At 49.2% G+C, this 26,425-nt stretch carries 26 protein-coding genes and 1 tRNA gene; 20 read left to right on the top strand and 7 right to left on the bottom strand.

The window, feature by feature from the left end; translation table 11 throughout:
* The first annotated feature begins 138 nt into the window (after positions 1-138).
* Entirely contained in the window at positions 139-1,560 is a 1,422-nt protein-coding gene (locus tag ACM5Q9_RS10660) for an FAD-binding oxidoreductase (RefSeq protein WP_418144718.1), read from the top strand.
* Here ACM5Q9_RS10660 and mutM read toward each other — a convergent pair.
* Positions 1,541-2,368, bottom strand: coding sequence for a bifunctional DNA-formamidopyrimidine glycosylase/DNA-(apurinic or apyrimidinic site) lyase (mutM, locus tag ACM5Q9_RS10665; RefSeq protein ID WP_418144719.1), 828 nt, complete (start codon positions 2,366-2,368; stop codon positions 1,541-1,543). The two genes, ACM5Q9_RS10660 and mutM, sit on opposite strands and share 20 nt — an antisense overlap.
* 129 nt (positions 2,369-2,497) lie before the next feature.
* Between mutM and ACM5Q9_RS10670 the strand changes: the two genes are divergently transcribed.
* The 12 genes from ACM5Q9_RS10670 (at position 2,498) to ACM5Q9_RS10725 (ending at position 14,269) form a co-directional block, all read left to right on the top strand.
* On the top strand, positions 2,498-4,324 hold the full coding sequence (locus ACM5Q9_RS10670) for a tetratricopeptide repeat protein (RefSeq protein ID WP_418144720.1): 1,827 nt from the start codon (positions 2,498-2,500) through the stop codon (positions 4,322-4,324).
* Positions 4,321-4,902 (top strand): lipoprotein insertase outer membrane protein LolB, encoded by a 582-nt coding sequence (gene lolB, locus ACM5Q9_RS10675; RefSeq protein WP_418144721.1) that lies wholly within the window; start codon positions 4,321-4,323, stop codon positions 4,900-4,902. The genes ACM5Q9_RS10670 and lolB overlap by 4 nt, the downstream gene beginning before the upstream one ends.
* Before the next feature lie 9 nt (positions 4,903-4,911).
* Positions 4,912-5,841 (top strand): 4-(cytidine 5'-diphospho)-2-C-methyl-D-erythritol kinase, encoded by a 930-nt coding sequence (gene ispE, locus ACM5Q9_RS10680; protein ID WP_418144722.1) that lies wholly within the window; start codon positions 4,912-4,914, stop codon positions 5,839-5,841.
* 305 nt (positions 5,842-6,146) lie between these two features.
* A tRNA-Gln gene (locus ACM5Q9_RS10685) sits at positions 6,147-6,223 on the top strand.
* Positions 6,224-6,327: 104 nt separating this feature from the next.
* Entirely contained in the window at positions 6,328-7,278 is a 951-nt protein-coding gene (locus tag ACM5Q9_RS10690) for a ribose-phosphate pyrophosphokinase (RefSeq protein WP_418144723.1), read from the top strand.
* 106 nt (positions 7,279-7,384) lie between these two features.
* A complete protein-coding gene (locus tag ACM5Q9_RS10695) occupies positions 7,385-7,978 on the top strand; it encodes a 50S ribosomal protein L25/general stress protein Ctc (RefSeq protein WP_418144724.1) in 594 nt (197 codons plus the stop codon).
* Between the two features lie 123 nt (positions 7,979-8,101).
* Complete coding sequence (gene pth / locus ACM5Q9_RS10700; protein WP_418144725.1) at positions 8,102-8,701, top strand: aminoacyl-tRNA hydrolase; 600 nt, start codon at positions 8,102-8,104, stop codon at positions 8,699-8,701.
* A 2-nt stretch (positions 8,702-8,703) separates the two neighbouring features.
* Positions 8,704-9,462, top strand: coding sequence for a type II CAAX prenyl endopeptidase Rce1 family protein (locus ACM5Q9_RS10705; protein ID WP_418144726.1), 759 nt, complete (start codon positions 8,704-8,706; stop codon positions 9,460-9,462).
* Between the two features lie 8 nt (positions 9,463-9,470).
* Complete coding sequence (locus tag ACM5Q9_RS10710; protein ID WP_418144727.1) at positions 9,471-9,839, top strand: glycine zipper family protein; 369 nt, start codon at positions 9,471-9,473, stop codon at positions 9,837-9,839.
* Positions 9,840-9,938: 99 nt separating this feature from the next.
* Complete coding sequence (gene ychF, locus ACM5Q9_RS10715; RefSeq protein ID WP_418144728.1) at positions 9,939-11,030, top strand: redox-regulated ATPase YchF; 1,092 nt, start codon at positions 9,939-9,941, stop codon at positions 11,028-11,030.
* A gap of 115 nt (positions 11,031-11,145) precedes the next feature.
* Entirely contained in the window at positions 11,146-13,791 is a 2,646-nt protein-coding gene (locus ACM5Q9_RS10720) for an AsmA family protein (protein ID WP_418144729.1), read from the top strand.
* Positions 13,792-13,897: 106 nt separating this feature from the next.
* A complete protein-coding gene (locus ACM5Q9_RS10725; protein WP_418144730.1) occupies positions 13,898-14,269 on the top strand; it encodes a hypothetical protein in 372 nt (123 codons plus the stop codon).
* 98 nt (positions 14,270-14,367) lie between these two features.
* Here ACM5Q9_RS10725 and ACM5Q9_RS10730 read toward each other — a convergent pair whose 3' ends face one another.
* The 3 genes from ACM5Q9_RS10730 to rsmD all read right to left on the bottom strand — a co-directional run bounded on the left by ACM5Q9_RS10730 (position 14,368) and on the right by rsmD (position 16,064).
* On the bottom strand, positions 14,368-14,613 hold the full coding sequence (locus ACM5Q9_RS10730; protein WP_418144731.1) for a YfhL family 4Fe-4S dicluster ferredoxin: 246 nt from the start codon (positions 14,611-14,613) through the stop codon (positions 14,368-14,370).
* Positions 14,614-14,924: 311 nt separating this feature from the next.
* Positions 14,925-15,434, bottom strand: a complete 510-nt coding sequence (coaD, locus tag ACM5Q9_RS10735) for a pantetheine-phosphate adenylyltransferase (protein ID WP_418144732.1) — start codon at positions 15,432-15,434, stop codon at positions 14,925-14,927.
* Positions 15,435-15,476: 42 nt separating this feature from the next.
* A complete protein-coding gene (gene rsmD, locus ACM5Q9_RS10740) occupies positions 15,477-16,064 on the bottom strand; it encodes a 16S rRNA (guanine(966)-N(2))-methyltransferase RsmD (protein ID WP_418144733.1) in 588 nt (195 codons plus the stop codon).
* A 226-nt stretch (positions 16,065-16,290) separates the two neighbouring features.
* Between rsmD and ftsY the strand changes: the two genes are divergently transcribed.
* Entirely contained in the window at positions 16,291-17,619 is a 1,329-nt protein-coding gene (gene ftsY / locus ACM5Q9_RS10745) for a signal recognition particle-docking protein FtsY (RefSeq protein ID WP_418144734.1), read from the top strand.
* Between the two features lie 119 nt (positions 17,620-17,738).
* Here the strand turns inward: ftsY and ACM5Q9_RS10750 are convergent, their stop codons facing one another.
* The 3 genes from ACM5Q9_RS10750 to ACM5Q9_RS10760 form a co-directional block, all read right to left on the bottom strand.
* A complete protein-coding gene (locus ACM5Q9_RS10750; protein ID WP_418144735.1) occupies positions 17,739-19,451 on the bottom strand; it encodes a CYTH and CHAD domain-containing protein in 1,713 nt (570 codons plus the stop codon).
* Between the two features lie 101 nt (positions 19,452-19,552).
* Entirely contained in the window at positions 19,553-21,091 is a 1,539-nt protein-coding gene (glpD, locus tag ACM5Q9_RS10755) for a glycerol-3-phosphate dehydrogenase (RefSeq protein ID WP_418144737.1), read from the bottom strand.
* Positions 21,092-21,136: 45 nt separating this feature from the next.
* On the bottom strand, positions 21,137-21,619 hold the full coding sequence (locus ACM5Q9_RS10760) for a MarR family winged helix-turn-helix transcriptional regulator (RefSeq protein WP_418144738.1): 483 nt from the start codon (positions 21,617-21,619) through the stop codon (positions 21,137-21,139).
* A gap of 430 nt (positions 21,620-22,049) precedes the next feature.
* Here ACM5Q9_RS10760 and ribBA point away from each other — a divergent pair, with 430 nt between their 5' ends.
* Genes ribBA through ACM5Q9_RS10790 form a run of 6 tightly spaced genes read left to right on the top strand, consistent with a single transcriptional unit; the run spans position 22,050 to position 26,392 of the window.
* Positions 22,050-23,201, top strand: coding sequence for a bifunctional 3,4-dihydroxy-2-butanone-4-phosphate synthase/GTP cyclohydrolase II (ribBA, locus tag ACM5Q9_RS10765; protein ID WP_418144739.1), 1,152 nt, complete (start codon positions 22,050-22,052; stop codon positions 23,199-23,201).
* Between the two features lie 33 nt (positions 23,202-23,234).
* Positions 23,235-23,768 (top strand): 6,7-dimethyl-8-ribityllumazine synthase, encoded by a 534-nt coding sequence (gene ribH / locus ACM5Q9_RS10770; protein WP_418144740.1) that lies wholly within the window; start codon positions 23,235-23,237, stop codon positions 23,766-23,768.
* A 26-nt stretch (positions 23,769-23,794) separates the two neighbouring features.
* Positions 23,795-24,241 (top strand): transcription antitermination factor NusB, encoded by a 447-nt coding sequence (gene nusB, locus ACM5Q9_RS10775; RefSeq protein WP_418144803.1) that lies wholly within the window; start codon positions 23,795-23,797, stop codon positions 24,239-24,241.
* 6 nt (positions 24,242-24,247) lie between these two features.
* The gene (gene thiL / locus ACM5Q9_RS10780) at positions 24,248-25,222 is read left to right on the top strand and encodes a thiamine-phosphate kinase (protein ID WP_418144741.1); all 975 of its coding nucleotides are present in this window, start codon (positions 24,248-24,250) and stop codon (positions 25,220-25,222) included.
* Between the two features lie 45 nt (positions 25,223-25,267).
* Positions 25,268-25,828 (top strand): phosphatidylglycerophosphatase A, encoded by a 561-nt coding sequence (locus ACM5Q9_RS10785; protein WP_418144742.1) that lies wholly within the window; start codon positions 25,268-25,270, stop codon positions 25,826-25,828.
* A 51-nt stretch (positions 25,829-25,879) separates the two neighbouring features.
* Positions 25,880-26,392: a CinA family protein gene (locus tag ACM5Q9_RS10790; RefSeq protein WP_418144743.1), complete on the top strand. Its 513-nt coding sequence runs from the start codon at positions 25,880-25,882 to the stop codon at positions 26,390-26,392.
* Positions 26,393-26,425 lie beyond the last annotated feature (33 nt).

The raw sequence follows: 26,425 nt of genomic DNA on the forward strand, positions 1-26,425 counted from the left end.
GTTTTGAATCGTGCGCGAAACTTAACGATAGTACGCAATTTGGGTAGAATGATAAAACCAATTAATCAAGCACATTATAAAACCGTCATCCGCGTGAAGGGCGGTTTTATGTCAGACAGAACTTTTACAGGTTGCTATATGAACGTTTTGGCAGTTTTACAGGAAATTGTTGGCCCTGAGCATGTCCTTACCGGCGAGCAGGCAAAGGCTTATCTGACCGATTGGCGCGGTCGCTACACCGGCAAGGCGCAGGCAGTGGTTCGTCCGGGTTCAGCAGAGGAAATCGCGAAGGTTGTCAAAACCTGCCAGCAGTATGATATTCCGGTTGTGCCTCAGGGGGGTAATACGGGCTTGTGCGGTGGTGCCACGCCCAATAACAAAGGCGATGCGATTGTCATTTTGCTGTCCCGCCTGAATAAAGTGCTTGAGATTGACACCGATAACGATACTATCACCGTTCAGGCCGGGTGTATCCTGCAAGCGGTGCAAGAGGCGGCGGCACAGGCAGGCCGTCTGTTCCCGCTAAGCCTGGCTGCAGAAGGCAGTTGTACGATTGGCGGCAACCTGGCCACCAATGCCGGCGGAACCCAGGTCTTGCGTTATGGCAATACCCGGGACCTTGCCCTTGGCCTGCAGGTGGTAACGGCGGATGGCGAAATTTGGGATGGCCTGCGTGGCTTGCGCAAGGATAATACCGGCTATGATTTGCGCAATTTGTATATTGGCAGTGAAGGAACCCTGGGTATTATTACCGCGGCCACCCTTAAACTATATCCGCAGCCAGTCGCCAAATGTACGGCATTGCTTGCGCTGGATGATATTGATGCGGCAGTCAAAATGCTGTCGCGTGCCCGTCGCGGGTTTGGTTCTTCATTAACCGGCTTCGAGTTGATGTCCAATTACTGCCTGCGTTCGGTCACCAATTTGTTTCCGCAGCAAAAAATGCCTTTTGAAGGCCCCAGCCTTGAGTCAGAGTGGTATGCCTTGCTGGAAATTTCTGATAGCGAAAGTGCCGAGCATGCCCGTGGGCAATTTGAGTTGGTGGTTGGTGAAGCCATTGAGGCTGGTGAAGTCCAGGATGCCGTGATTGCCGAGTCTATCCAGCAAAGCAAAGACCTGTGGCATTTGCGCGAAAGCATTCCTTTGGCAGAGGCTGAGATTGGCAAGGGCATCAAGCATGATGTTTCCATTCCAGTATCCAAAATAGCCGAATTCGTGGATAAAACCAATGGCCTGTTGCAGGCATCATTTCCTGGCGTGCGCCATATTATTTTTGGACATCTGGGGGATGGCAACCTGCACTATAACGTTGGGGCTCCAATTGGCGAAGAGGAAGGGTTCCTTTCCCGCCAAAAAGAAGTTTATGAAGTGGTGCATGACAGTGTGCATGCCTTTAACGGTTCCATCAGTGCAGAACATGGCATTGGCCAGTTGAAAAAAGACTTGTTGCCCCATTACAAGTCGGCGGTAGAGTTGTCCCTGATGCGCAAGATCAAGCGGGCGCTTGATCCTAGCGGCATCATGAACCCGGGCAAGGTTATCAATAGCGTTGACATTTAGGGCAATAATACGTGGCACGCTGGCCCTGGATGATTTTCCGGATCGGGGTGCCACAGGCTTTGCAGGGTAAATCTTCCCGGTCATAAACGGCAGCATGAATTTCAAAATAGGCACCAACCTCACCATTGGTGCCGGTGTAGTCTTTAAGGGTGCTGCCGCCCGATTCAAGCGCTGCAGTCAGGGTTTCCTGAATCGCCTGATGCAGGCGTTTGCAGCGAGCCAGGGAAAGGCTCTGCGCAGCCGTTTGAGGGTTTATTTTTGCCCTGAACAGGCTTTCCGAAGCGTAAATATTGCCAACACCCACCACAATCTCACCGCCAAGCAAAACGGTTTTGATGGCGCTTTTCTTGTCTTTCAATGCCTGGTGCAGGTAGGTGGCTGTAAATTGCGGGTCAAAGGGCTCAATGCCCAGCTTGGCCAGCAACAGGTGATGCTGGATATCCCCGTTTTCTGCCGGATGCCATAAGACAGCGCCAAAACGCCGGGGGTCATTCAGGCGGAATTCGGCATTGTCAAAAACAAATTCCACGTGATCGTGTTTCAGCAAGAATTCGCCGGGGGCGACACGGCGAATAGAGCCGGACATACCCAGATGGATAATCAAGACACCGTGTTCAAAGGCCAGGAGCAAATACTTGCCGCGTCGTTGACAGGCCTGTAAAACATGGCCTTGCAGGATCTCATTCAGGTTTGCCGGCACAGGCCAGCGGAACTGGTGATGATGAACGCGGATTTCATTCAGTTGATGGCCGGTGATGACCTTGTCAAGACCGCGCCGGGTGGTTTCTACTTCGGGTAATTCGGGCATGTTGGCTAAGTTAAAAGTGTTGTTTTTTGCTGTGCAGGCAATGGTTTAAACATTTGCCTGCAAGTGGTTTTACCTGAAATTGTACTTAAGAATGATAATATCAGTATTCTCGTATGAACTTTTTCCGGTATGGCCATTTTTCCAGCTGTGACTGTTTTTAGAAAAATTCTTCTTGTTTTTGCTGTCTCGGTATCTACCCTGTGGGGTACCCTTGCCTGTGCCCAGGGCGAGATGACGCCTGTCATGCCCCGTTTGCATGCTGCCCTTGATTTTATTCCCGCCTACAAGCTGAAGCCTGTTGAACTGGTCGATCACACCGAAGCTGATGATATTTTCAGTTTGCTGGTAGTTGAATTTGCCATTCAGGATGAAAAATTTGAGCTGGCTGCCCAGGCTGCCTATGATTTTGCCAAGGCAAAAAACGATGTGCAAATGGCGAAAAAGGCCATGCAATTGTATTTGGCCAGTTCTTCAAGCCAGAAAGCGGCAGATGCGGCAAGGCTATGGTACAAGCTTGATCCTGACAATGAAGAGGCTTCGGCAACCGCATTGGCGCTGGCTGCTTCTAACGGTGAAACCGAAGGCCTGGTCCATGCCCTGAGGCTGCGCTTGCAACAAACCAAGAATAAAGAGCAGGCGATTTACCAAACTGCTTCAATTGTGGCCAGAATGAACGATAAAAAAATGGCGCTTGAAGTGTACGAAAAAGCCATCGAGGGGTTGGTGGATGATCAATCGACCGCTTATATGTTGATGGCTGATTTGGCTTATCAAGTGAAAGATCTTGAAAAAGCCTGGCAATCCTCCTTGAAGGCACTTGAGCTTGACCAGGCATCGGATGCGTCTGCTGAACGTGTATTGCAATATGGCCGGGAAAGCCATAAGCCAGAGGCCATGAAAATTGTCGGTGATTTCATTCGGGCCAACGCGAATGCAAGGCGCTTGCGCCTGCTGTATATCAGTGAGATGGTGAATGACAAGATGTTTGATGCGGCCATCACTGAGTTGAAGAAAATGGAAAAAACGTTTCCAGAAGACTTCGATTTGCTCTACATGGAAGCACAGGTTTATTATCAGGCAAAACAACTGGCACAGGCAAAGAAACTACTTAAACAGTTTCTTGATGTCCAGCTCCAGCGTCGCGAGGCGCTTTCGGATGCGGAAACCGATGCCCAGGGGCAGGCTACGGATGCTCGTATCATGCTGGCGCAGATTTACGAAGAAGAACAAAACTATCGTGCAGCCATCAGTCAGCTGGAAAAAATAGATGAGCCCAGTGCCCAAATGCAGGTCAAAATGCAAATTGCTGTCTTGCATGGCAAAAATGGCAATGAGGCAAAGGCAACCTCAATCCTGAAATCGCTCGTGCCTGAAGAGGAAGAGGATGCTGTTCGCATTCGTCTGACGCAGGCATTTATCTATCGCAATGCCGGAAAGGCGGATCAGGCCATTCGTTATTTGAAGCAGGCTGACAAGGAAATGCCCAAAAACGCGCTGATCAAGTATGAGCTTGCCATGATGTACGAGCAACAAGGAAGTTTTGAACTGATGGAACCCCTGCTCCGGGAAGTCATTGCGCTGAAACCATCCTCTCCCGATGCGTATAATGCGCTGGGTTACGTGTTTGCCGATCGTAATATGCATCTTGACGAGGCCCAGTTGTTGCTGGACAGGGCGGTTGCGCTGGCCCCTGACAATCCTTTCATTCTGGATAGCATGGGGTGGTTGCAGTTCCGCTTGGGTAATCTGGAGCTGGCGATTGAGTATCTTGAAAATGCGTTCCAGTTGTCAGCGCAGGCGGATATTGCCGCCCACCTTGGAGAGGTGCTTTGGGCCAAGGGTGAAAAGGACAGGGCGCGTGATATTTTCATTAAGGGCCGGGAAATAGAAAAGCAAAACAAGACGCTGGAAGATACAATCAAACGATTGGGCATTTCTTTGCGAGATAAAAAATGAAGCAGTTCAAGCAGTTTTTCCGGTATGTGGGTGTATTAACCATGGTGGGTTTACTGGCCGCCTGTGCGCCGGCCCTGAAACAGCCGGCAGGTCAGGATGACGGCACTTACAGCCGTGCGGGGCGGTTTGCCCTGAATGTATGGGATAAAACCATTGATCGCAATAAAGAGTCCGTGCAGGGCGGTTTTTTATGGCTTGATACCCGGCAAAAGCTTGATCTTGATTTAAGAAACCCGTTGGGCTCTACCCTTGCCAGGGTCTCTGTTACCCAAGACCGTGCCACACTTGTTCATGCGGATGGCTCACAGGTTAGCGCCGACAACCCTGATGCACTGGTGGCCGAGGTATTGGGTAGTGAAATCCCGGTTGCCGGCCTGCGTTACTGGCTAAAGGGCATTGTCGCTCCTGTCGCGGTAGAGCAGGAACAACGTGATGCGCAGGGTAATTTGGGCTCATTTACCCAAGCAGGCTGGAAAGTAACCTTGTCTGATTATGATCATAAAGGTCCTCGCAAACTGGGTATGGTGCGCAATGAAACCATGCAAACCATTACTGTCAGATTGGTCATCAACGAATAATCAAGCATAATGAATCATCTGTATGATGTGCCGGCGCCGGCCAAGCTGAATCTTTTTTTGCATGTAACCGGACGCCGGGATGATGGCTACCATTTACTACAAACGGTTTTTGTGTTTATTGACCTGGCTGACCGGCTGCAGTTTGAGTTGCGCAATGATGGCGTCATTTTACGGCAAACCAGTCTGCCCGGTATTGATCATGACAGCGACCTGATTGTGCGTGCCGCCCGTGCTTTGCAAAAGGCAACAGGCACTGCCAAAGGAGCAACCATTCATGTGCAAAAAAACATTCCGGCTGGCGGTGGCCTGGGCGGTGGCTCCAGTGATGCGGCAAGCACTTTGGTTGCCCTCAATCGCCTCTGGCAAACCGGGTTAAGTCGCCATCAGTTGCAGCAACTCGCTTTACCGCTGGGGGCGGATGTGCCGGTGTTTGTGTTTGGTCAAAACACCTTTGCTGAAGGTATTGGCGAAGATTTTACCGCTTGCAAAGTGCCTGAACAGGCCTATCTGGTTTTTCAGCCACGGCTGGGTATTTCAACGCCGGCGATTTTCACTGATCCGGGTTTATGTCGTCACACCCCTTTGGTAACAGTTCAGGATGTGCAGCAAAGCTGGTCTTTACCGGTAGCGCAAACGGGTTCAATTATCCAGCCTGCTTTTTTTGGCCATAATGATCTAGAGGCGGTGGCCTGTCGCCAGCATCCCGGATTGCAGCAGTTGGTTGATTGGCTGGGTGACAGGAACATAAAGGCACGCATGACCGGGTCGGGTTCGTGTTTTTTTGCGCCGTTTCAGGCTTATGAAGAGGCCTTGCGGGTTAAGCATGAGTTGGATGACGCGTTGCCGGCATTTAACCGGGGGGCGTCTGTTCCTGTAGCGCAGATAATGGCTGCCCGAGGCTTGGCCCGGCATCCGTTGCATGACTGGCTGAAAACTTAAGCGCCGTGTTTGTGAATGCCTTTATCTGCTCGCTGATAAGGTAAAGATTTTTGGCGATGGTGGTCCCGGCCTAAATCCCAGATTGGTTTTCAAATAAACAGTGAATGTAAAATAGCAATCAGTGCAAAAAAACAATACTAAATAGGGCTAAAAAAATTTTTGTCGCGAATTTGATACAAAAACAACAGTAATATTAAAAAAAGTGCGAAAGGGGGTTCACAAGTGAAGAAAAGCAGCTATAATTTCATCTTTCAGTTAACAAACATTCTTCAACAAGCTTTGTAAGTTAACAGTACAAGAAATTTTGGGGCGTCGCCAAGCTGGTTAAGGCACTGGATTTTGATTCCAGCATGCGAAGGTTCGAATCCTTCCGCCCCAGCCAAAATCTCGTAAGTACATCATCGGAGCCGTCGGGCCTGGCCTATAAGTTGGGTTAAGGTTTCGCGGTTTTTTTTATTTCATCTCACAAAAAATCCTCTCTTTATCATGACTAACAACAACTTCATGATTTTCACTGGGACAGCGAATCCGCGTTTGGCTGTTAACGTAGTGAATCATCTTGACATGTCTCTTGGAAAAATGACTGTCGGGCGTTTCTCAGACGGGGAGGTGATGGTAGAAATTCTAGAGCACGTCCGTGGCCGCGATGTATTTGTCTTGCAGCCTACCTGTGCTCCCACTAATGATAACCTGATGGAAATCATGACCATGGTTGATGCCTTGCGTCGTGCTTCGGCAGGTAGTATTACCGCCGCCATTCCTTACTTTGGCTATGCACGCCAGGACCGCCGTCCGCGCTCGGCCCGTGTTGCCATTTCGGCCAAAGTGGTTGCCAATATGTTGCAAGGTGTTGGTGTAGACCGAATCCTTACCATGGATTTGCACGCCGACCAGATCCAGGGCTTTTTTGATATCCCTGTCGATAACATTTATGCTGCCCCCGTTCTGCTGGCCGATATCGACCAGCGTAATTTTAAGAACCTGGTGGTGGTTTCTCCTGATATTGGTGGCGTGGTACGTGCCCGTGCCCTGGCTAAACAGCTAGAGGCTGACCTGGCCATTATCGACAAACGTCGCCCACGTGCCAATGTTTCCGAAGTCATGAACATTATCGGTGAAGTAGATGGCCGTACCTGCATCATTATGGATGACATGGTTGATACCGCCGGTACTTTGTGCAAGGCTGCTGCTGCGCTGAAAGAGCGTGGTGCCGGTGCCGTTTATGCCTATTGTACCCACCCGGTCCTGTCAGGCAGTGCTATAGAGCGCATTACCGAGTCCGAGCTTGATGAACTGGTGGTTACCGATACCATTCCTTTAAACGAACAGGCTTCCAACTGCCCTAAAATACGCCAGCTTTCTACCGCTGCCTTATTGGGTGAAACCATTTTGCGCATTGCTCATGCCGAGTCGGTCAGCTCTCTGTTTGTAGACTAATTTTTTTACCCGGTGCTGGTCGCGGCATCGGGATTCGTTATTAAACCGTTTCCGGTTTGATTTTTTATATCCACGTATTATTAATACGTTTGTTTCGGAGTATTCCATGAAATTTACAGCCACATCGCGTAGTGTACAGGGATCGAGTGCGAGCCGCCGCCTGCGCCGCGCAGGCCGCGTTCCCGCCATCGTTTACGGTGGTAAGGGTGATGCTCTCAGCATTGAGCTTGACCACAACGAAATCTTCCACGCTTTGCGCAAAGAAGAATTCCACGCTTCAGTTCTTGATATGGAACTGGATGGCCAAGTACAAAATGTATTGTTGCGTGCCGTTCAATGGCATGCTTACAAACCACAGGTTATGCACGTTGACTTCCAACGCGTTAGCGCTGACCAGGCCCTCACTACCAAAGTGCCTTTGCACTTCGTGAACGAGGAAGTTTCTCCTGCTGTTAAGCTGCAAGGCGCACAGGTTACCCGTATCGCTACCGAAGTAGAGATTACCTGCTTGCCTAAAGACTTGCCACAGTATGTTGAAGTGGATTTGTCTTGCCTTGAAGCCGGTGCGGTATTCCACCTGAGCCAATTGACAGCTCCTGCAGGCGTACAGTTCGTTGTAATCGGTGATGATCCTGTGTTGGCTGCTGCTTCTGCTGCCGTTGCAGGTGACGGCGCTGAAAATGGCGAGTCTGCTGAGTAAGTTGTAATATTTCGTTCGAAATGAACAGGCAAAATTCTATTCTGTCTGTTATGTTTTGTTCATGAATAGCCCCCGTAATGCTTATTGCTGTTCGGGGGCTATTGCTTTATAAGGTTGCTGATCATGTCTTTATCCATTCGCCTGATTGTTGGCCTGGGCAATCCGGGCACTCAATATGAAGCTACGCGGCATAATGCCGGGTTTTGGCTGGCTGATCATATAGCCGATGACCTGAAGGCGACTTTCAATCCGGAGCCGGCTTTTTTTGGGCAGGTTGCCAAGGCAAAATATCAGGGAACCAATGTTTTTTTGTTGAAACCGGCGACATATATGAATCGTTCAGGGCAGGCAGTGGGTGCTCTGGCCCGGTTCTACAAGATAGATCCTGAAGAGATCCTGGTGCTGCACGATGAGCTTGATTTGCCTCCAGGACAGGTCAAGTTGAAAAAAGGCGGTGGCCATGCAGGCCATAATGGTTTACGGGATATCCAGTCGGCAATGGGTAGCCCCAATTTCTGGCGTCTGCGTCTGGGCATAGGGCATCCGCGCACTCTGGGGCTGGCACAAAATGTGGCTGATTACGTCTTGCATATGCCACGTAAAGAAGACATGCCCCTTATTGATGATGAAATCCGGCGATCACGGCTGATTGTCCCGTTGTTGCTGCAAGGAGAGTTTTCAAAAGCATCCAGTTCCTTGCAAGAAACGAAAGGGATTGCCTAACCATGAGGCCGCAAAGTTTTCGGCAAGAGTTTGCCGAGTTTTTTCGCTATATAAGGCGTCCGGCATTATCGCCGCGCAAACCTTATCGGGGTGGGGGCAATGGCTGGTGGAAAGACTGGGCACCCACCACCTCGTTCGGTCGAATGCTGCAGTGGTCGGCGTGCCTGTGGATTATCAACCTATTTGTATTTGCGCCTATCGTCTTGATGGTTGTCAACAAAACGGGTGCTGCCCACCGTATTGACGTCAATAACATTCCGTTTTTAATGGCTGTATTGTGGGCGCCTGTAGCTGAAGAACTTTTGTTTCGTTATTCACTGCGCAGGCCACAATTAAGTTTGTGGCTGATTCCCATGATGGTGGCGGTTGTCATTATGGGACCCGAGCTTCATAGTATAGTATTACTAATGCTGGTGCTATCGCTGATTGTCATGCTTGATGTCTGGCGGCTTACAACTGATGAGCATGCTTTAAAATGGCGCTGGCGTGCGCATTACCAAAAATTCTTTCCCTTGATTTTCCATGGATCGGTGCTTGTATTCGCTGGCTTGCACTTGTGGAATTTCAGGCTCAATGAAATGAATTGGTGGTTGATGCCTTTGCTGGTATTGCCGCAATGGTTTACTGGCATGGTGTTGGGCTGGATGCGTGTGCGTGATGGAATAAGTACATCTATTGTCATGCACATGATTTTCAATTCTGGTCCGATTTTGCTGGTTTGGTTTTTATTGCAGTTCAGTCCCGAACTTGCAGCGACTTGAGAGTGAATATGAAAAGCGCAAAAGTGGTTTCTACAGCCTTGTTTCTTACCGTATTTGTAGCGGGCTGCACCGGCTACCGTCCTATTGTAGACGGACAGGGCAGGGACATGTCCAATTACGAATATGATCTTCGTGACTGTCAAAACTATGCCCGTCAGGTGGATGGCGCCAGCCGTACCGGTGGCGGTGCCCTTGCAGGTGCCGCTTTTGGCGCAGTGCTTGGCCTGGTTGGTGGTGGTAATAGCAGCAATATTGCCCAGGCTGCCGGTGTCGGGGCGGTAACGGGGGCTGCGGCAGGTGGTGTTTCAACCGCTGCTTCACAAAAACAGGTTATCCGCAACTGTCTTATTGGTCGCGGTTATCGCATATTAGATTAACCCGCTTATTCTTCAGGAAAGCGGGCCAATTCCCTGAATCTATACCTTCCCCAGAGGTACAATAACGGGTTTCGTGCTTTGATTTATTAAGGATTTTCAATGGCTCTTCAATGTGGCATCGTTGGTTTACCCAACGTAGGCAAATCAACCCTGTTTAATGCGTTAACGAAAGCGGGTATTGCCGCTGAAAACTACCCGTTTTGTACTATCGAGCCAAACGTCGGTATTGTGGAAGTGCCCGATACACGGCTTGATGATCTTGCCATTATTGTAAAACCGGAACGCGTCTTGCCGGCCACTGTCGAGTTTGTTGATATTGCCGGCCTGGTGGCTGGTGCCTCAAAAGGTGAAGGCCTGGGTAACCAGTTTTTGGCCAATATTCGTGAAACCGATGCCATCGTGCATGTGGTCCGTTGTTTTGAAGATGAAAACGTGGTTCACGTGTCTGGCAAGGTTGATCCTATTTCAGACATAGAGGTCATTAATACCGAGCTGGCCCTGGCAGACTTGTCTTCAGCAGAAAAAGCGTTGCAAAAAGCACAGAAAACCGCTCGTGCCGGTGATAAAGAAGGACAAAAACTGTGTTCCGTGCTGGAAAAAATCATTCCTGTATTGAATGAAGCCCGTCCTATCCGTTCACTGGATCTTGATGAAGAAGAACAGGCCCTGATCAAATCCTATTGCTTCATTACCGCCAAACGCGCCATGTATGTGGCCAACGTGAAAGAAGATGGCTTTGAAAACAATCCTCACCTTACTGCCGTACAGGAATATGCCAAGGCGGAAAATGCCCCAGTGGTTGCCGTATGTGCTGCCATTGAAGCGGAAATTGCCGATCTGGATGATGAAGACAAGGAAGTGTTCCTGGCCGACATGGGCATGGAAGAGCCAGGCCTGAATCGCGTGATTCGTGCCGCATATAATCTGTTGGGCTTGCAAACTTACTTCACCGCCGGTGTCAAGGAAGTTCGTGCCTGGACAATCCGGGTGGGCGACACGGCACCCAAGGCGGCAGGTGTTATCCATACCGACTTTGAGCGTGGTTTCATTCGTGCACAAACCATTGCCTTTGAAGACTTTATCAAGTTCAAGGGTGAGCAGGGTGCCAAGGAAGCCGGTAAAATGCGGGCAGAGGGCAAAGAGTATGTTGTCAAGGATGGTGATGTCCTTAACTTCCTGTTCAATGTGTGACCTAACCCCCCTACCGTATAACTAAAACTTGGGTTAGTATTAAAGGCTTGGGAATGTATTGGCGCTTTTTGCGCCAATACTGGTCTTTAAAATAAAGAGAGTGAAAAAATCAGTCATGAAAAAATGGCTTAAGCGCGTGTTGGTGGGTCTGGTTGTGCTTCTGCTAGTCACCTTTGTAGGTGGGGCGGTTTTTTTGCTTACCTTTGACCCTAACGCTTATAAATATAAACTTGAAGAAATTGTCAGGTCCAACTATGACCGTAATCTTCATATAAACGGCGATATTGAATTATCACTTTTCCCCCGCATTGGCTTGTCAGTCAATCAATTGTCCCTGTCCGAACCAGGCAGTGATGATGTCTTTGTTTCGATTAACAGTGCCCGTTTTGCAGTGGCTATCTGGCCGCTTATTTCCAACCGTTTTGTGGTTGACCACGTTGCGGTCAGTGGTTTCAAAGCCTGGGTCGTGCGTGATGAATCGGGTAACCTTAATTTTAAAGACCTGTTTGAACAGAAAAACACGGTTGTGGTTGATAGCCTTAAAGAGCCGGTTGCGAGCAATGCCGTGTTGCCACAGCCCTACAATACCGATTTTAAAATTGATATTGCCGGGCTAGAGCTGCAAAATGGCGAAGTCTATTTCAAGGATATCAGCAACCAGCTGGACATGCGCCTGAAAAACATGACGATCAATACCGGCAGGATGACTTTTGACCAGCCCTTTGATATAACGCTGGCAGGGCAACTGGAAGGTGATCATCCCAAGGTAAATTCACAACTCAATGTTCAGGGTTTGCTCAAGCTGGATCCGGTTACCAAGCTTTATAGCGCCCAGAAACTCGAGGTTGCCTTAAAGGGCAGGCTTGGCAATGTTGATGCGAGCAGTGCCACACTTAAAGGCAGTTTCAATATAGACAGCTTTGCCCATGCCATCACAGGCTCCGGTATGCAGATGGTGGTTGCGGGTAATGGTGCTGAGGGTTCATCACTTAAAAAAATTGATTTGAATGTGACGGCTCCCAAGTTGACATTCGATTCTTCCGCCCCACTGTTGCAGCTTGAAAATTTTTCAGTCAAGGGTAGCGCACAAAATATTCATGACCAGTCTTATGAATGGTCTTTTGAATCGCCGGCCTTGGATATTTCCTCTACGGTGGCGGGTGGCAAGCCTTTGATTGGTTTTCTCCGGATGAAGGGGCGTGAACAGGTTGGCATCAATTTATCACTTAAGGGTATTAGCGGTTCAGCCGATAACCTCAAAGTGGCGGAAGTCAAAATTGATGGCAAATATGCGCAATCCAACAATCGGGTTGTTGGATTGAATATTTCTTCACCGGCACAAATGAATTTAATCGACAGGGTGGTCATGCTGTCTGCGATTAGTGGCAATACCAGCTTCAAGGATCAAGGACTTGAAGAGCAGCTGGTTCCCGTGATCGGTAGCATTAATGCCGATTTCCAGAAAAACCGGGCCAGCTTCAAGATTGATGCGGTGGTTAATGCCGGTAAATTCAATCTGGATGGTGAGCTGCACAATTTTTCCAAACCCAATGTGAATTTTGATTTGAACGCTGATTCGATCAATCTTGACCCGATTCTGGGCTCGATTGCACCGGTAGCCAAAGTGGGTACAAGCAATGCCGATGTTGAGCAAGCCGCAAATACAGATGCTGGGTCAGCGTCCGCCACGGTGCAAAATGAAAACAGCGCAAGTACCCAAGCGGCCGAAACCGCCTCACCGCAACAAGAGCCTGTTGCCGCGATAAGCCTGAAACGCGAGTTGCTTCAGGCATTGCGGGGTATGGGGACTGTTAATCTTAAGCAAATGCGCTATCAGGATATGGTTTTCCATGATGTCCAGGCTATTTTCCGTTTCGATCAGGCCAATCTTGACATGACCTCGTTCAAATCTTGGGTCTTTGACGGGCAAGTACGGGCTGATGCACAGTTTGATCTGGCAAATGATGCAATTAAAACCGGGATAGAGTTGGAAGCCATTGATTTGACACAAATGCAGCAGGCATTCAACTGGACACCTTGGTTAAGTGGCCGGGCTTTCATCAAGCTGCAGCTTGAAAGCAACGGAGCCACTGAAAAATCAATCCTCGAGAATATCCAGGGACAAGTTCAGCTAAAGGCGGAAAATGGTTTTGTGAGTGGCTTTGATATCAGTCAGCTTGCCATTGATCCATTGAAATATCTTGATCTTGACCAGTCAACGTATCCGTTTGCCATAGATCGTAAAGCCACGACCCCTTATGCCCTGATCAGTCTTGATGCGCAGGTCAATAAAGGCGTTTCGCAACTGTCTTCACTGGTGTTTGAGAGTGATAAATTCGCGGTTCAGGGCAGCCCGAATGAAATGGTGGTCGACTGGAACAAGGGGGATTTCACCCTTCCTGTCACCCTGAAAACACGCCAGCCGGTTAAAATAAGCCAAAATAACATTACGCTTTCCATCAAGGAAATAAACATACCCGCCATCATTTCACGAACCGGTGAGGCATTATCCGTTACCCTGCAATGGGATAAGCTAAAAGGTTCTCCGTTGGGTAAATTGCTTGAAAAGAAAAAAGAGCAATTAGCCAAGGAGAAGGCAGAGAAAGAACAGGCAGCCCAAGAGCAGGCGAAGAAAGAAGCGCTTGCTGATGGTGTGGACACCTCTTCAGGGGCACCATCGGTTTCCGGCACTCCAGGAAACGGACTGCCCGAGCAACAGGGGGGTAATGAAAAATCTGCCCCGCTTGATGCCAAGCCATAAGTGTCTTTTATTACCCGCATGCTGGCAATAAAGTCTTTCGGGAAGCGCTGGCTATTTTGGCAACTATAAAATATTTGTTCTATTAATTATTATCCAGATCCTGATTATGAATGAAGCAACAAAATTCACACCAGTTTTTTCATGTGTTGCCATTAATGAAGCCGTTCAACCTGCCTACCAGAATCGCTGGTTTCTGGTTGATGAAAATCATCGGGTTTTGGAAGATATGTCAAAGACGTCAGAGTTGGCTTTGTCGATTCGTTTTGCCTATCTGGTTTTCAGGGCACCGGGCATGTTGCGCCTGGATATACCCATGGAAGTGCTGGAAGATGATGAGGAGGCATTTGAGCCAATCAACATTGATGGGCAAACACGACGTGCCGTTAATGAAGGAGAGCTGGCCACTGCCTGGTTTTCCAATTTTTACGGCAAAACCGTTCATTTAATGAAATTGCACCCGGATGATCACAAAGCCTGAGCGAGAAGTTTTTATCGCAAGATGATCCCCGAACAAAAAAAGCGTTGGAATGATCCAGCGCTTTTTTGATGGAGCTGTTTGCTGAATAAGCGAGCCGCTTAAGCCGTGAGCATTTTGTATTTGGCCATGAGCTGCTCGGCATCTTCTTTCCATTGCGGATCAGGCTCGATACAATCGACGGGACAAACCTGCATGCACTGCGGTGTGTCATGGTGCCCTACGCACTCGGTGCATTTTTCAGGATTAATCACATAATACTCATCACCCATGGTGATGGCATCGTTGGGACACTGCGGTTCACAGACATCACAGTTAATACATTCTTCAGTAATTAATAGGGCCATGATATTGGATTGCCTGTTCAGTTAAGTATTTACCCTTATATTATATGTCATTTCAATGGGTAATCGACAGATACATACTAATTTGCTAGGGATAATAAGGACTTAGCAGACTTAAAATGCGTGTTGCATAGTTAATGAAAATGCAAACTTAATATACATAGTGAGTAGCTATTAAACAAGCGGAGATAAGGGCAAAGGTTCATGCCAAGTGGCAAACAGCCTGTTTCAGCAATCGTGCTAAAACAGGCTTGAAGAGTCATCTTTAAGGTTGGGGCCCTGAAGAAGGTATCGGGGCTGACCTGAAAGTCGTTTTAGTTTGCTTGCGCCGCCTTGGCTTCTTTTCTGGCCTTGGCTTTTTCTTGCAGCCAGCGCTCTACGGACGGGAAAACAAATTTGCTAACATCACCACCCAGCAGGGCAATTTCACGTACAAAAGTACCCGAAATGAACTGGTATTGGTCTGATGGGGTCATGAACAGGGTCTCGACATCGGGTAGCAGGTGGCGGTTCATCCCGGCCATCTGGAATTCGTATTCGAAGTCGGAAACGGCACGCAAGCCACGGATAATAACGCGCGCTTCTTCCTGGCGGGCAAAATCCTTGAGCAGGCCATCGAAGGTTTTTACGGTCACGTTACTATAGTGTCCCAGTACTTCGTTGGCGATTTCCAGCCTTTCCTCGAGTGAGAACAAAGGATGTTTGCCAGCACTTGAGGCAACACCAATAACAACTTTGTCAAACAGACCTGCTGCACGGCGAACCAAATCTTCATGGCCTCTGGTGAGCGGGTCAAATGTACCTGGATATACGGCAGTGATCATGGCAAGTTTCTTTTGAAAAAAAAAGGATTATAAGGTAATTTACTACACTTCATTATATTGGTGTAGCTGAAAAAACACGGCACCGGCTTTTCCTTCCTTCACTAATTCGAAAGGGGGACTTAAGAGGATTTTTTTTTCGGATTCGATATAGAGTAATGAGCCGGGTTTCAAAATTTGGGGCAGGTAAGGCAAAACTTCCTGGATTAAATCTTTTTGAAAAGGCGGGTCAAGAAAAACCAGGTCAAAGCGGCTGGCATCCATACGTTTAAGCACCAGCATGGCATCGCCACTGTTAATACGTACTTGCTGCAAATTAAGTTTGTCGCGAATTTGTCGCAAGTTAAGCATGGCTTGCGGGTTTTTTTCCACCATTTGCACATGTGCCGCTCCGCGTGAAGCAGCTTCAAAGCCCAAGGCACCGGTGCCTGCAAACAGGTCAAGTACGGATTTATCGTGGTAATCACTGTCCCATAAGTGGTTAATCCAGTTAAAAACGGTTTCACGTATGCGGTCGGGGGTGGGGCGAAGCCCTGGAACATCGGCGACCGGAATAGTGGTACGCTTGAATTGGCCGCCAATAATACGGACTTTGTGTTTTGCCCCGGCAGTGTGTTTATGATTTGTACTCATGATGGTTTGTGTGTTGCTGCATTAAGCCATTATTGGCAGAAATGGCGACGTTAGCCACAATTTTTGCCTGCGCCTGTGCAGGATAGAATCGTTTCGGCGAAATAATGGCATATATCCTGATATTTGCCATACATAAGATTATAAGCGCAAGCAGAAAAGCAAAAATAAAAAACAGGGCTGTTAAAATACTTCTTCAGAATCAAATTTTTAATAAATCAAATTTCATATGTTCAGTTTCTTCAGGAAAAAAAAGCAGCCCAAGCCGCAGGACAATAAAGAGCAGGAAGGTCTTTTAGAGCAGGCGGTCACAGGTGATGCAGCAGGGGATACAGCCACCAGGGATCAAGCTCCTGTGTCAGAGGCTGCCCAGCAAGAGCAGGTGTTGCCCGAGCAAACGCTGCCGCTTGAGCCAGTGCAAGAGGCGGCAGTCCAACATCAGGGTGATGCGGTTTCAGAGGCCAATATAGAGCGTGCGCAAATTCCCGAGCCGCTTATTGAACAACCCGCTACGCCATCGGTACCCGAAGCCACGACCGTCACAGAAGCAGTGATATCCTCTTTGCCAGAGCCAGAGCCAGAGCCAGAGCCAGAGCCAGAGCCAGAGCCAGAGCCAGAGCCAGCTCCCGTCGTGGCTAAAGAAAAGAAATCGTGGCTCTCGCGTCTCAAACAGGGATTGTCCAGAACCGGCTCCAGCATCAGTTCCATTTTTGTGGGCGTCAAGGTAGATGAGAACCTGTTTGAAGAGCTTGAAACAGCCCTGATTATGGCTGATTCAGGGATGGAGGCCACAGAGTCCTTGCTCAAGGCCTTGCGCATCAAGGTCAAGAAAGAGCGGATTGATGATGCCGCCAAGGTAAAGGTGGCCTTGAAAGAATTGTTGACCGAGCATCTCAAGCCGCTAGAGAAAGATTTCAATTTGAAACAGGCCTCACCCTTAGTCGTTATGATCGCCGGGGTGAATGGAGCCGGTAAAACCACTTCGATTGGCAAGCTGGCCCATCATTTTCAGGCCCAGGGTGCCAGTGTCTTGCTGGCTGCCGGCGATACTTTCCGGGCTGCCGCGCGTGAACAGCTCATTGAGTGGGGCTCACGTAACAATGTGGCCGTTATTGCCCAGGAAGGTGGAGATCCTGCCGCTGTTGCTTTTGATGCCGTTAATGCCGGCAAGGCCCGCAACGCATCGGTGGTGATGGTGGATACGGCCGGTCGCTTGCCAACCCAGTTGCACCTGATGGAAGAGCTGAAAAAAATCAGGCGTGTCATTGGCAAAGCGGATGCCTCTGCACCGCATGAAGTGCTGCTGGTAGTAGACGGTAATACCGGGCAAAATGCCATTTCTCAAATCAAGGCATTCGATGCTGCCCTGGACTTGACCGGTCTTATCGTGACCAAACTTGATGGCACCGCCAAAGGTGGAACCCTGGCCGCGGTAGCGGCAGGTAGTCATGGCGTGCGTCCTATCCCGGTTTACTGGATTGGCGTAGGCGAGTCATTGCACGACCTGCAGCCGTTTGTGGCCTCGGAGTTTGCCGGTGCGTTGCTCGGAGAGGACTAAGCTGTTTTTGTAATGCCAATGGGGCATTCGCCAGAAAAACAGATAAAAAAACCACCTGCCTGAACTTGATGTGTATTTTACATCGGTTCGGGCAGGTGGTTTTTTACATTCCAGACGATTTAAAACCGGATGCGCTTGGGCAGTTCTTTAAGTACTTCGTCGGCCTGCTTTTTACTGATTTCAAGATTGGCGGACAACCAGCCCACGGCAAACCAGGTTTCCGGATACGTATCGGTGTACTGGCTGTAAAACGTGTGAGCGGTTGAAAAATCATTCAGGATGCCAAATGTTTCTTGCGCTGCGGCCAGCCGCTTCACATAGGCGCTCAGGTTGCTTCCGGTATGAAGCGCTTCATACACATTAAGTCCGTAACGCATCCGCTTGATCTTTTTGCGCAGGTCATGGTAGGCCTCTATATCGTTTTGATCTTCAGTTTTCCAGTGATTGACGATTTCCTTGTTCCATTTGTTAAGCCGTGCTTCCAGTTGCTTGCGCAGGGTTGCTTTGGGCTGCATGGACGGGATAAGCGGGATAATCAGCAAGGGTGGATGGTTGTTGGCGGCCTTGGTTTTAGGTGAATTTTCTGCCGGTTTTGCTTCAGCCCCGTTGTTCTGTGGCAGGCCTTCCTTGTTTGTTTCATTTGCTTCGGCAAGCAAGTCCGGTTCTTCAGGCGCTTCGCTGGATTCTGCCGCTTCAGCCTCGTGAACGGGATCAACGGCCGGTGTCAGTACTGTCCATTTCAATAATTTAACCAGCCATGACTGAAAGGCAGTGCTTTGGGCAATTTCCTGTGCGGTGCGGATGCTTTCATGATGTTCAAACTGGATATGAGGCATGCCGGCCGCTTCAAGCTGGGGCACAATGGTTTCCAGCATGACATCCAGGTCACGGGTGGCCCCAAAATGGCCAAGGTGTACTTTCAGCTCGGCCTGCAGTTCAGGCTCGGGCAGGGATGCCATCTTGCCAAACAGTTTCCAGTTGCTGGCCAGGCGTCGCATGCCAATGCGTAATTGGTGAACATGTTCTGGTTGGCCAACAGAAACCACGCCCAGGGTGTCTATTTCAGCCAGGGGGCCGGCATTGAAGCAGATTTGCTCAAGGCATTCATCGGTTGCGGCAATCAGTGCCTGGGTGGCATTCTGGTTTTTGTTTATTTCGTATGGACGGGCTTTGCGTGGGGCCCAGAAACGGTCAATTTCGCTTTTGCGCACGATGTCAGGAGAGGCCGAAGTTTGCGCTTCTTTGATATTCTGCGCAGCAGTGGCCAGTGCGTCACCGCGGTGTGATTTGCTGCGAAGATCCAGCAGCAATTTGTATTTTTCCAGCCAGCGCAGGCCAACTTCAAAAATCGCTTCCGGTGAACCGCTTTTCAGCTCAAACTCCACTTCGGAAACCGGCAGTTCAAGGTCTCCGGAACGGATGACGCCACGATCATAGGCAATTTCGATAATTCCCTTGGCGACACGATGCTTGCGGAAAATCCGGATGACATCGGTTTCGTAGCGCAATTCCAGCGGGTTGTCCAGGTTGGTTAATGCCGCTTCGGCCGGTGTGCCGGCGTACAGTGACAGGTCCAGAATAGGGCCGGGTCGATCGTGATTGAGTTCCAGTTTGCTAATGGCATTGTTGCCCGGCATTTTCAGGGTTTGAACCCATTGGGTGCCTTCCAGTCTCAGCCGGATGGCAATTTTTGCCTTGGCAAGTTCGCGGGTAGGGGTGTCAAAATACAGGGCCCGTAAAGGGAGCTCTTCTGCACGGCTTGTACGAACCGCTTTTTCTATTGTTTTTTGTGCATGAATGGGCACATGCAGTTTAAGTTCCTGTTCAGACATGGTATTCACTTTATAAAAATTCAAAACCTGGTGGGGCAAGCCTTATCTTAACATTTGAAACAGAATTACTTGCTGAAAACAGCTGATGGATGGTGTTTTCGTCAGTTAACCGTTTGTTTTTCAAGCCAGTTTTGCAAGGCAAGGGTTTGTGCTGGCGTAAAATGCAAGCCAAGTCTCGTCCTGCGCCATAAAATATCTTCTGCGCAAGATGCCCATTCGTGTTCTTGCAGCCATTTCACTTCAACTTCATACAAATCATGGCCAAAATGTTGTCCAAGGCTTTCAAGACTGGTTTTGCCGGCCAGGAATGCCAGGGCAAGCGTGCCATAGGCGCGGGCGTATCGGCTGGCAGTGTCTTTGGGTAGCCACGGAAAGTCTTTTTGCAGCTGTGACGTAAAGAGGTTGATATCTGCGTTGGGCAGGTCGGCTCCGGGCAAGGGGGCTGTGCTGGTCCAGGCTTGGTGTTTGCCGGTGAAGGGGGCCAGTTTTTCAAGGGCGTGTTCAGCCAGCTTGCGATAGGTGGTTATTTTGCCCCCAAAAATTGACAAGAGGGGCGGTTCAGAACCGGTGCCACCGCTTATATCAAAGACATAATCACGGGTAGTGGTTGAGGCATTGCCTTGGGCGTCATCATAAAGAGGACGTACCCCGGACCAGGTAGAAATAATGTCCTCGGGGCGTACGGGCCGCTTGAAGTAGGCATTGACCGATTGAAGCAGATAATCGGTTTCCTCGGGAGAGATGGCCACCGTGCCAGGATCTCCGTGAAAATCGACATCGGTAGTGCCAATCATGGAAAAATCGTTTTGGTATGGTGTTACAAATACAATCCGTTTGTCTTTGTTTTGCAAGATGTAGGCATGCGTGCCTTCATAAAGCTTGGGCGTTACCAAATGGCTACCCTTGACAAGGCGCAGTTTGCTTTGGTCTGTGGCTTTGCTGCTGTGCCGGGCAAGCAGATTTTGTATGTTTTCCACCCAGGGGCCAGCGGCATTGACCAGGATTTTTGCCTGTACCTGGCGGATGCTGCCATCTTGATGACGCAAGGTGGCCAGCCAGGTGTTTTCTTTCGTTTCAAGCCCAATGCATTCGCAACGGGTCAAGATTTGGGCACCACGATTCTGGGCATCCATGGCATTCAGAATGACCAGGCGAGAGTCATCAACGTTGCAATCCGAGTAGAGAAAACCCTTTTGGATCGTGTCATTGAGTGGAAGGGCGTAGGCCGAGGTATTGCCCAAGGGAATTTGTTGTGAGCCTGGCAGGTTTTTTGACCGTTTGGCCAAATGGTCGTACAAGAAAAGGCCGATGCGGATCATCCAGGCAGGCCTGAGGTTTTTATTGTGCGGCAATACAAAACGCATGGGGTGAACAATATGCGGGGCATTGCCAAGCAAGACTTCACGTTCGGCTAGTGCTTCCCGTACAAGCCGGAACTCATATTGTTCAAGATATCTTAGGCCACCATGGATAAGTTTGCTGCTGGCCGAAGAAGTGGCGCCGGCCAGGTCCTGTTTCTCGCAAAGCAATACTTTCAGACCCCTGCCGACCGCGTCACGGGCAATACCTGTACCGTTAATGCCACCACCAATAACAAGAATATCTACCGTATCAGAGTATTGTGCCGCTGTTGTATGCATTGTTATCCCATTGCAGGTATTGTTGATGAGAGTTAGGGTTAGCCCTTATTCTATCTCTTCATCATTCAGGAGGATACGTTTTTTCAGGTCGGCCAGGGATTTGTAAAGGCTTCGGTAGCTGGTCTGGGATAACCCGTCAAACATTTCCTGCAGCCATACGCCCTGGGCCTTGGCTATTTTGTTGTATTGGCGTCGACCTTTGGGGGTAAGCTTGATAAAGGTGCTGCGGCGGTCTTCTTTATTGACAATCCGTACGATCAGCTCTTCTTTTTCCAGTTGGCCGGTAATGGCCGTGATGTTGCCGTTACTTACCATCAGTCGCTCAGACAGATCGCCCATTTTCATGCCCTTGGGCTCCTGGGCCAACTGTGCCATCAAATCAAAGCGTGGCAGGGTTGTTTCAAATTCAACACGCAGGCGACTGCGGATTTTATTTTCGATAAGGTTGCTGCAGGTAAGCAGTCGAAGCCAAAGCTTGAGTTCCTCATTGTCGGATTCGAGTGCGCGTGTTTCGAGGTCGTTTTGCATAGTGCCCCCTGAGAGAGGTAATTGGATGGATCAAGATAATCTTGTTTTAAGATTAATCAAACATACCGTTATTTTAAACCTGTCTTTCATAATATGGAACATATAATATTGAACTGTAAAACAAATTATTTAAATTTAAATCATGAGGCCGGTTTCCTTGACGTAAGGCAGCGTGATTAAATTGGTATGGATTTTGTGGTTTATGTATCAAATTGTTTTTATGGTTATGCCGGAATAGGGCATAATCACGCAAACAAGACATGAATACTGCCCGCAGGGTAAAGGATATTGCGAAAAATATGTATTGTGCTTGTTACAATATGGCGCGCAGTACAAATTACATATTTTCTCCCTATACTATGGGTAAAATACTTCCTTTCCGTTATTGTGATTTTTACAATAACCCTCGTATTTGTCCGGAACTTACGTTATGACATCATCTGCAACAGAACAAGCCTCAGTAGCACAACAAAAATTTGATATTTCACCCGTTTCTGAAATCGTCAATGAACTCAGAATGGGGCGCATGGTCATTCTGGTTGATGAAGAAGACAGGGAAAACGAGGGCGACCTGGTAATGGCTGCCGAGTTTATTACCCCAGAGGCCATTAATTTCATGGTAACGCATGCGCGTGGCCTGGTTTGTTTAACGCTTACTGAAGAGCGCTGCAAGCAGCTTGAATTGCCGCTTATGGCTAGCAACAACGGCACCAGCTTCGGTACCAATTTTACCGTTTCCATCGAAGCTGCTGAAGGGGTAACAACAGGCATCTCGGCGGCCGACAGGGCGCATACCATCAAGGTGGCCGTTGCCCGTGATGCAAAACCTTCCGATCTGGTTAATCCTGGACATATCTTTCCGGTCAAGGCGGTTCCGGGCGGCGTGCTTATCCGTGCAGGCCATACCGAAGCCGGTTGTGACCTGACGGCCATGGCGGGCTTAACGCCTGCTGCCGTTATTTGTGAAATTCTCAAGGCTGACGGTACGATGGCACGTTTGCCCGATTTAATGGTTTTTGCCCAAGAGCATGGCCTGAAAATCGGTACCATTGCCGATCTTATCCAGTACCGCAGTGAGCATGAGTCCATGATCCAGCGCCTGGGTGAGCGCCAGCTCAAGACTCCATGGGGACAGTTTCGTGCCGTTGCCTACAAAGACAAGGCTTCAGGCGCACCCCATATCGCGCTTGTGCATGGCAACATCAGCCCTGAAAAAGAGGTATTGGTTCGTGTGCACGAGCCGCTTTCCGTACTTGATTTGCTTAACACCGAAGACAGCGAGCATAGCTGGGGTGTTTCCGAGGCGATGAAGGCAATTGCCGCTGCTGAGAGTGGCGTGCTGGTATTGCTTAATTGCCAGGGTTCGGCCCAGTCTTTGGTGGAAACCATGACGCAATGGGGCAAAGAAGATCCAGCCCAGAAGAAAACAGATCGTTATGATTTGCGTACTTATGGGGTAGGCGCACAAATATTACGTGATTTGAACGTGGAAACCATGCGTTTGCTGGCAGTTCCACGTAAAATGCCAAGCATGGCCGGTTACTCATTAACGGTAACCGGTTATGAATCTGCCTCTCAATGAATTTGCCACTTACTCTGAATAATAGGAAGCGTTATGAAACCTTATACATTAGCCCCTGATCTTAATGGCGAAGGCCTGCATATTGGCATCGTATGTGCCCGCTTTAGCGAAGAAATCGGTTTTGCCGAACTGGAAGCTTGCCTGCAGGAACTGGGCGAACTGGGCGTTGATGAACGTGACATCATGGTTGTTACCGTTCCTGGTGCCCTTGAGGTTGGCCTTACATTGGCGCAAATGGCAGAAACTTTCGAATTTGATGCATTGATTGCGTTGGGTGCGGTTATTCGTGGTGAAACCTATCACTTCGAGATTGTCAGCAATGAAAGCGCGGCGGCTATTACACGGGTCGCGCTGGATACCAATATTCCTATCGCAAACGGTATCTTGACAACGGAAAACGATGAGCAGGCCCAGGTACGCGCGGCCCAGAAAGGCAAGGATTGTGCCCAGGTTGCCGTTGAAATGGCCAATTTGTCTGCTGCTTTGGTACCCGAAGCGGAAGATGACGAAGATTATGAAGACGATGATCGTGATGATGACGATTTCGACGATGAAGATGATAAATAGGATATCGAGTGATTGATAAAAATAAAATGAACAACAGAAGTGCCCGTCGTCGCGCACGTGAATTTGCCCTGCAGGGCATTTACGCGTGGCTGATCAGTGGTGATACGGATCTGCGTGAGGCGGGTGCTATCGATGCCCATATTCAGGAAGATAAAGACTTTGGCGATGCGGACAGGGTCTGGTTCAAGACACTGTTACACGGTGTTTTTGCCGAGGCGCCCATGCTTCGTGAACAATTTACGCCCTATATAGACCGTCCACTCGAGGAGTTGTCTCCGATCGAGCACGGAATCCTCCTGATTGGCAGCTACGAGCTGATCAAGCATGTGGAAGTTCCTTATAAAGTGGCCATTAACGAAGCAGTAGAGCTGGCTAAAGAGTTTGGCGGCACCGATGGCTTCAAGTTTGTCAACGGCGTACTCGACAAACTGGCGGCTCAAGTCAGGGCGGCTGAAGTCAACTCTGGCCGTTAACCGTTAATGGCCGGGGAATTTGATTTAATCAGGCAGTTTTTTACACGCTCGGCCCCAACAGTTCTTGTTGGGGTGGGTGACGATTGTGCCGTGTTTGATGTGCCAGCCGGCGCACAACTGGCTACCAGCACCGACTTGTTGCTGGAAGGGCGTCACTTTTTTTCTGATGTTGATCCATTCAAATTGGGTCATAAGGCCTTGGCAGTCAACCTGTCCGACCTGGGGGCCATGGGCGCCAAGCCCATTGGCTGTCTCTTGGGTTTGGGCTTACCTAATTTCAATGCGCCGTGGCTTGAGCGTTTTTCTGCCGGCTTTCATGAGCTGGCGGCTAAACATGGTTGTCCGCTCATTGGTGGTGATACTACCCGTAGCGAACAAGGCATAGTTATCAGTGTTACGGTATTCGGTTCGGTTTCGCCGCCGTTCCTAACTCGTGGCAGTGCCCATGAGGGTGATGATATTTGGGTTTCCGGGGCATTGGGGGCTGCTGATGTAGCCTTGGCCTTATTGATGAAAGCTCAACAGGGTGAAACATTAAGCGGCCCAGAGCAAGGCTTGCTGCAGAAAACCCGTGCCTGGCTGGAAATGCCGGTGCCCCGGGTTGAGCTTGGGCTGGCACTGCGTAACCTTGCCTATGCCGTCATTGATATTTCTGATGGTTTGCTGCAAGATTTGAATCATATCTTGCAGGCTAGCAACAAGGGGGCGCTTCTATATGTCAGCCAAATACCGGTTAATCCGGCCATCGCAGGCCTTGACCAGGCACAAAAATTAAAATCAGTGCTGGGCGGTGGGGATGTTTATGAGTTATGCTTTACTGCACCGGTGTCTGCCCGGGAAAAAATCCGTACTGTGGGTGATGAATTAGGTATTTCATTAAGCATGATCGGCTCTGTCACAACGGGCCATGGACTTAAAGTACTGGATGAAGATTTAATTGAAATTCGCGATCTGCCTTCGGGATTTGATCATTTTCGTTAATATAATTAACCTCATGTACTTATCATTAAAAGAACACATTCGCTAATGGATCAAAGTAACCCCCAGCAACAATCAGTTTTTCGCCGCAGGTCTCTAAGTAACAAGAAAAACCCGGTCAATTGGCCCAGTTTTTCATGGGTAACCGGCAATATTCATCGATTTTGTGCGTTTGGCTTGGGTTCAGGTTTATTGCGGCCCGCTTCAGGAACCTGGGGAACGCTGCTTGCCTGGCTGTTATGGTGGCCATTGCATCAGGTTCTGGGTGGCGAGTGGTTAATGGGCCTGTTTTTGCTGTTTGCGTTTTTATATGGTACCTATTGCTGCCACTATACCGCCAAGGAACTGAAAACCGATGACCACGGTGGTATTGTGTGGGATGAATTCGTGGCGTTCTGGCTTGTGCTGTTTATCATTGCTCCCATGAACCTGGTATGGCAATTGGTTGCTTTTGTGTTATTTCGTTTCTTTGATATTGTAAAACCGTCTCCAATCCGTTATTTTGATGCAAAGTTAAAAAACGGTTTTGGCATTATGTGGGATGACCTGCTTGCTTCGGCCTATACGCTGTTTGTGCTTGCCATCCTGATGCGTCTGGTTGGTATCTGAAGGTTAAGCCGGTTTTAGTGTCTATCCAAAATTGGTATTTTCGGGGGCGTCATGACAGAATATTCAGAACAGGAATTTGTGGCGGCAAGCCGCTTGGGTGAAATACTAAAAGCCAAGGGGTGGTTGCTTGGCACGGCCGAGTCATGTACCGGTGGCTTGCTGGCAGGGGCTATTACCTCTGTTTCAGGGTCAAGTGAATGGTTTGATCGCGGTTTTGTGACCTACACGAATGAATCCAAAATAGAGTCCCTGGATGTCAATGAGCAGGCATTGCAAAAATTTGGTGCCGTCAGTGAGCAGGTGGCGATTGAAATGGCTGAAGGAGTACTGAATCGGGCGACCACGGCCACTTGTGCAATTAGTACTACAGGTATTGCCGGTCCCACAGGGGGCACCGAGGGCAAGCCGGTAGGAATGGTGTGTTTTGCGATTGCTTACCGAAAGAAAGAGGGTATTGTGACTTTGCCCTTTACGCGGCAATTTGCCGGAGACAGAACGCAGGTGCGGCGGCAGTCGGTGTTATTTGCGTTAACTACCGCCAGCAAGATTCTGGAAGAAAATTAACCTTGCCTCCTTGCCCTTAAAGGGCGGGGCAGC

The sequence above is a fragment of the Advenella sp. RU8 genome, from assembly GCF_048381675.1.
In the GTDB taxonomy this organism is placed as follows: domain Bacteria; phylum Pseudomonadota; class Gammaproteobacteria; order Burkholderiales; family Burkholderiaceae_B; genus Advenella.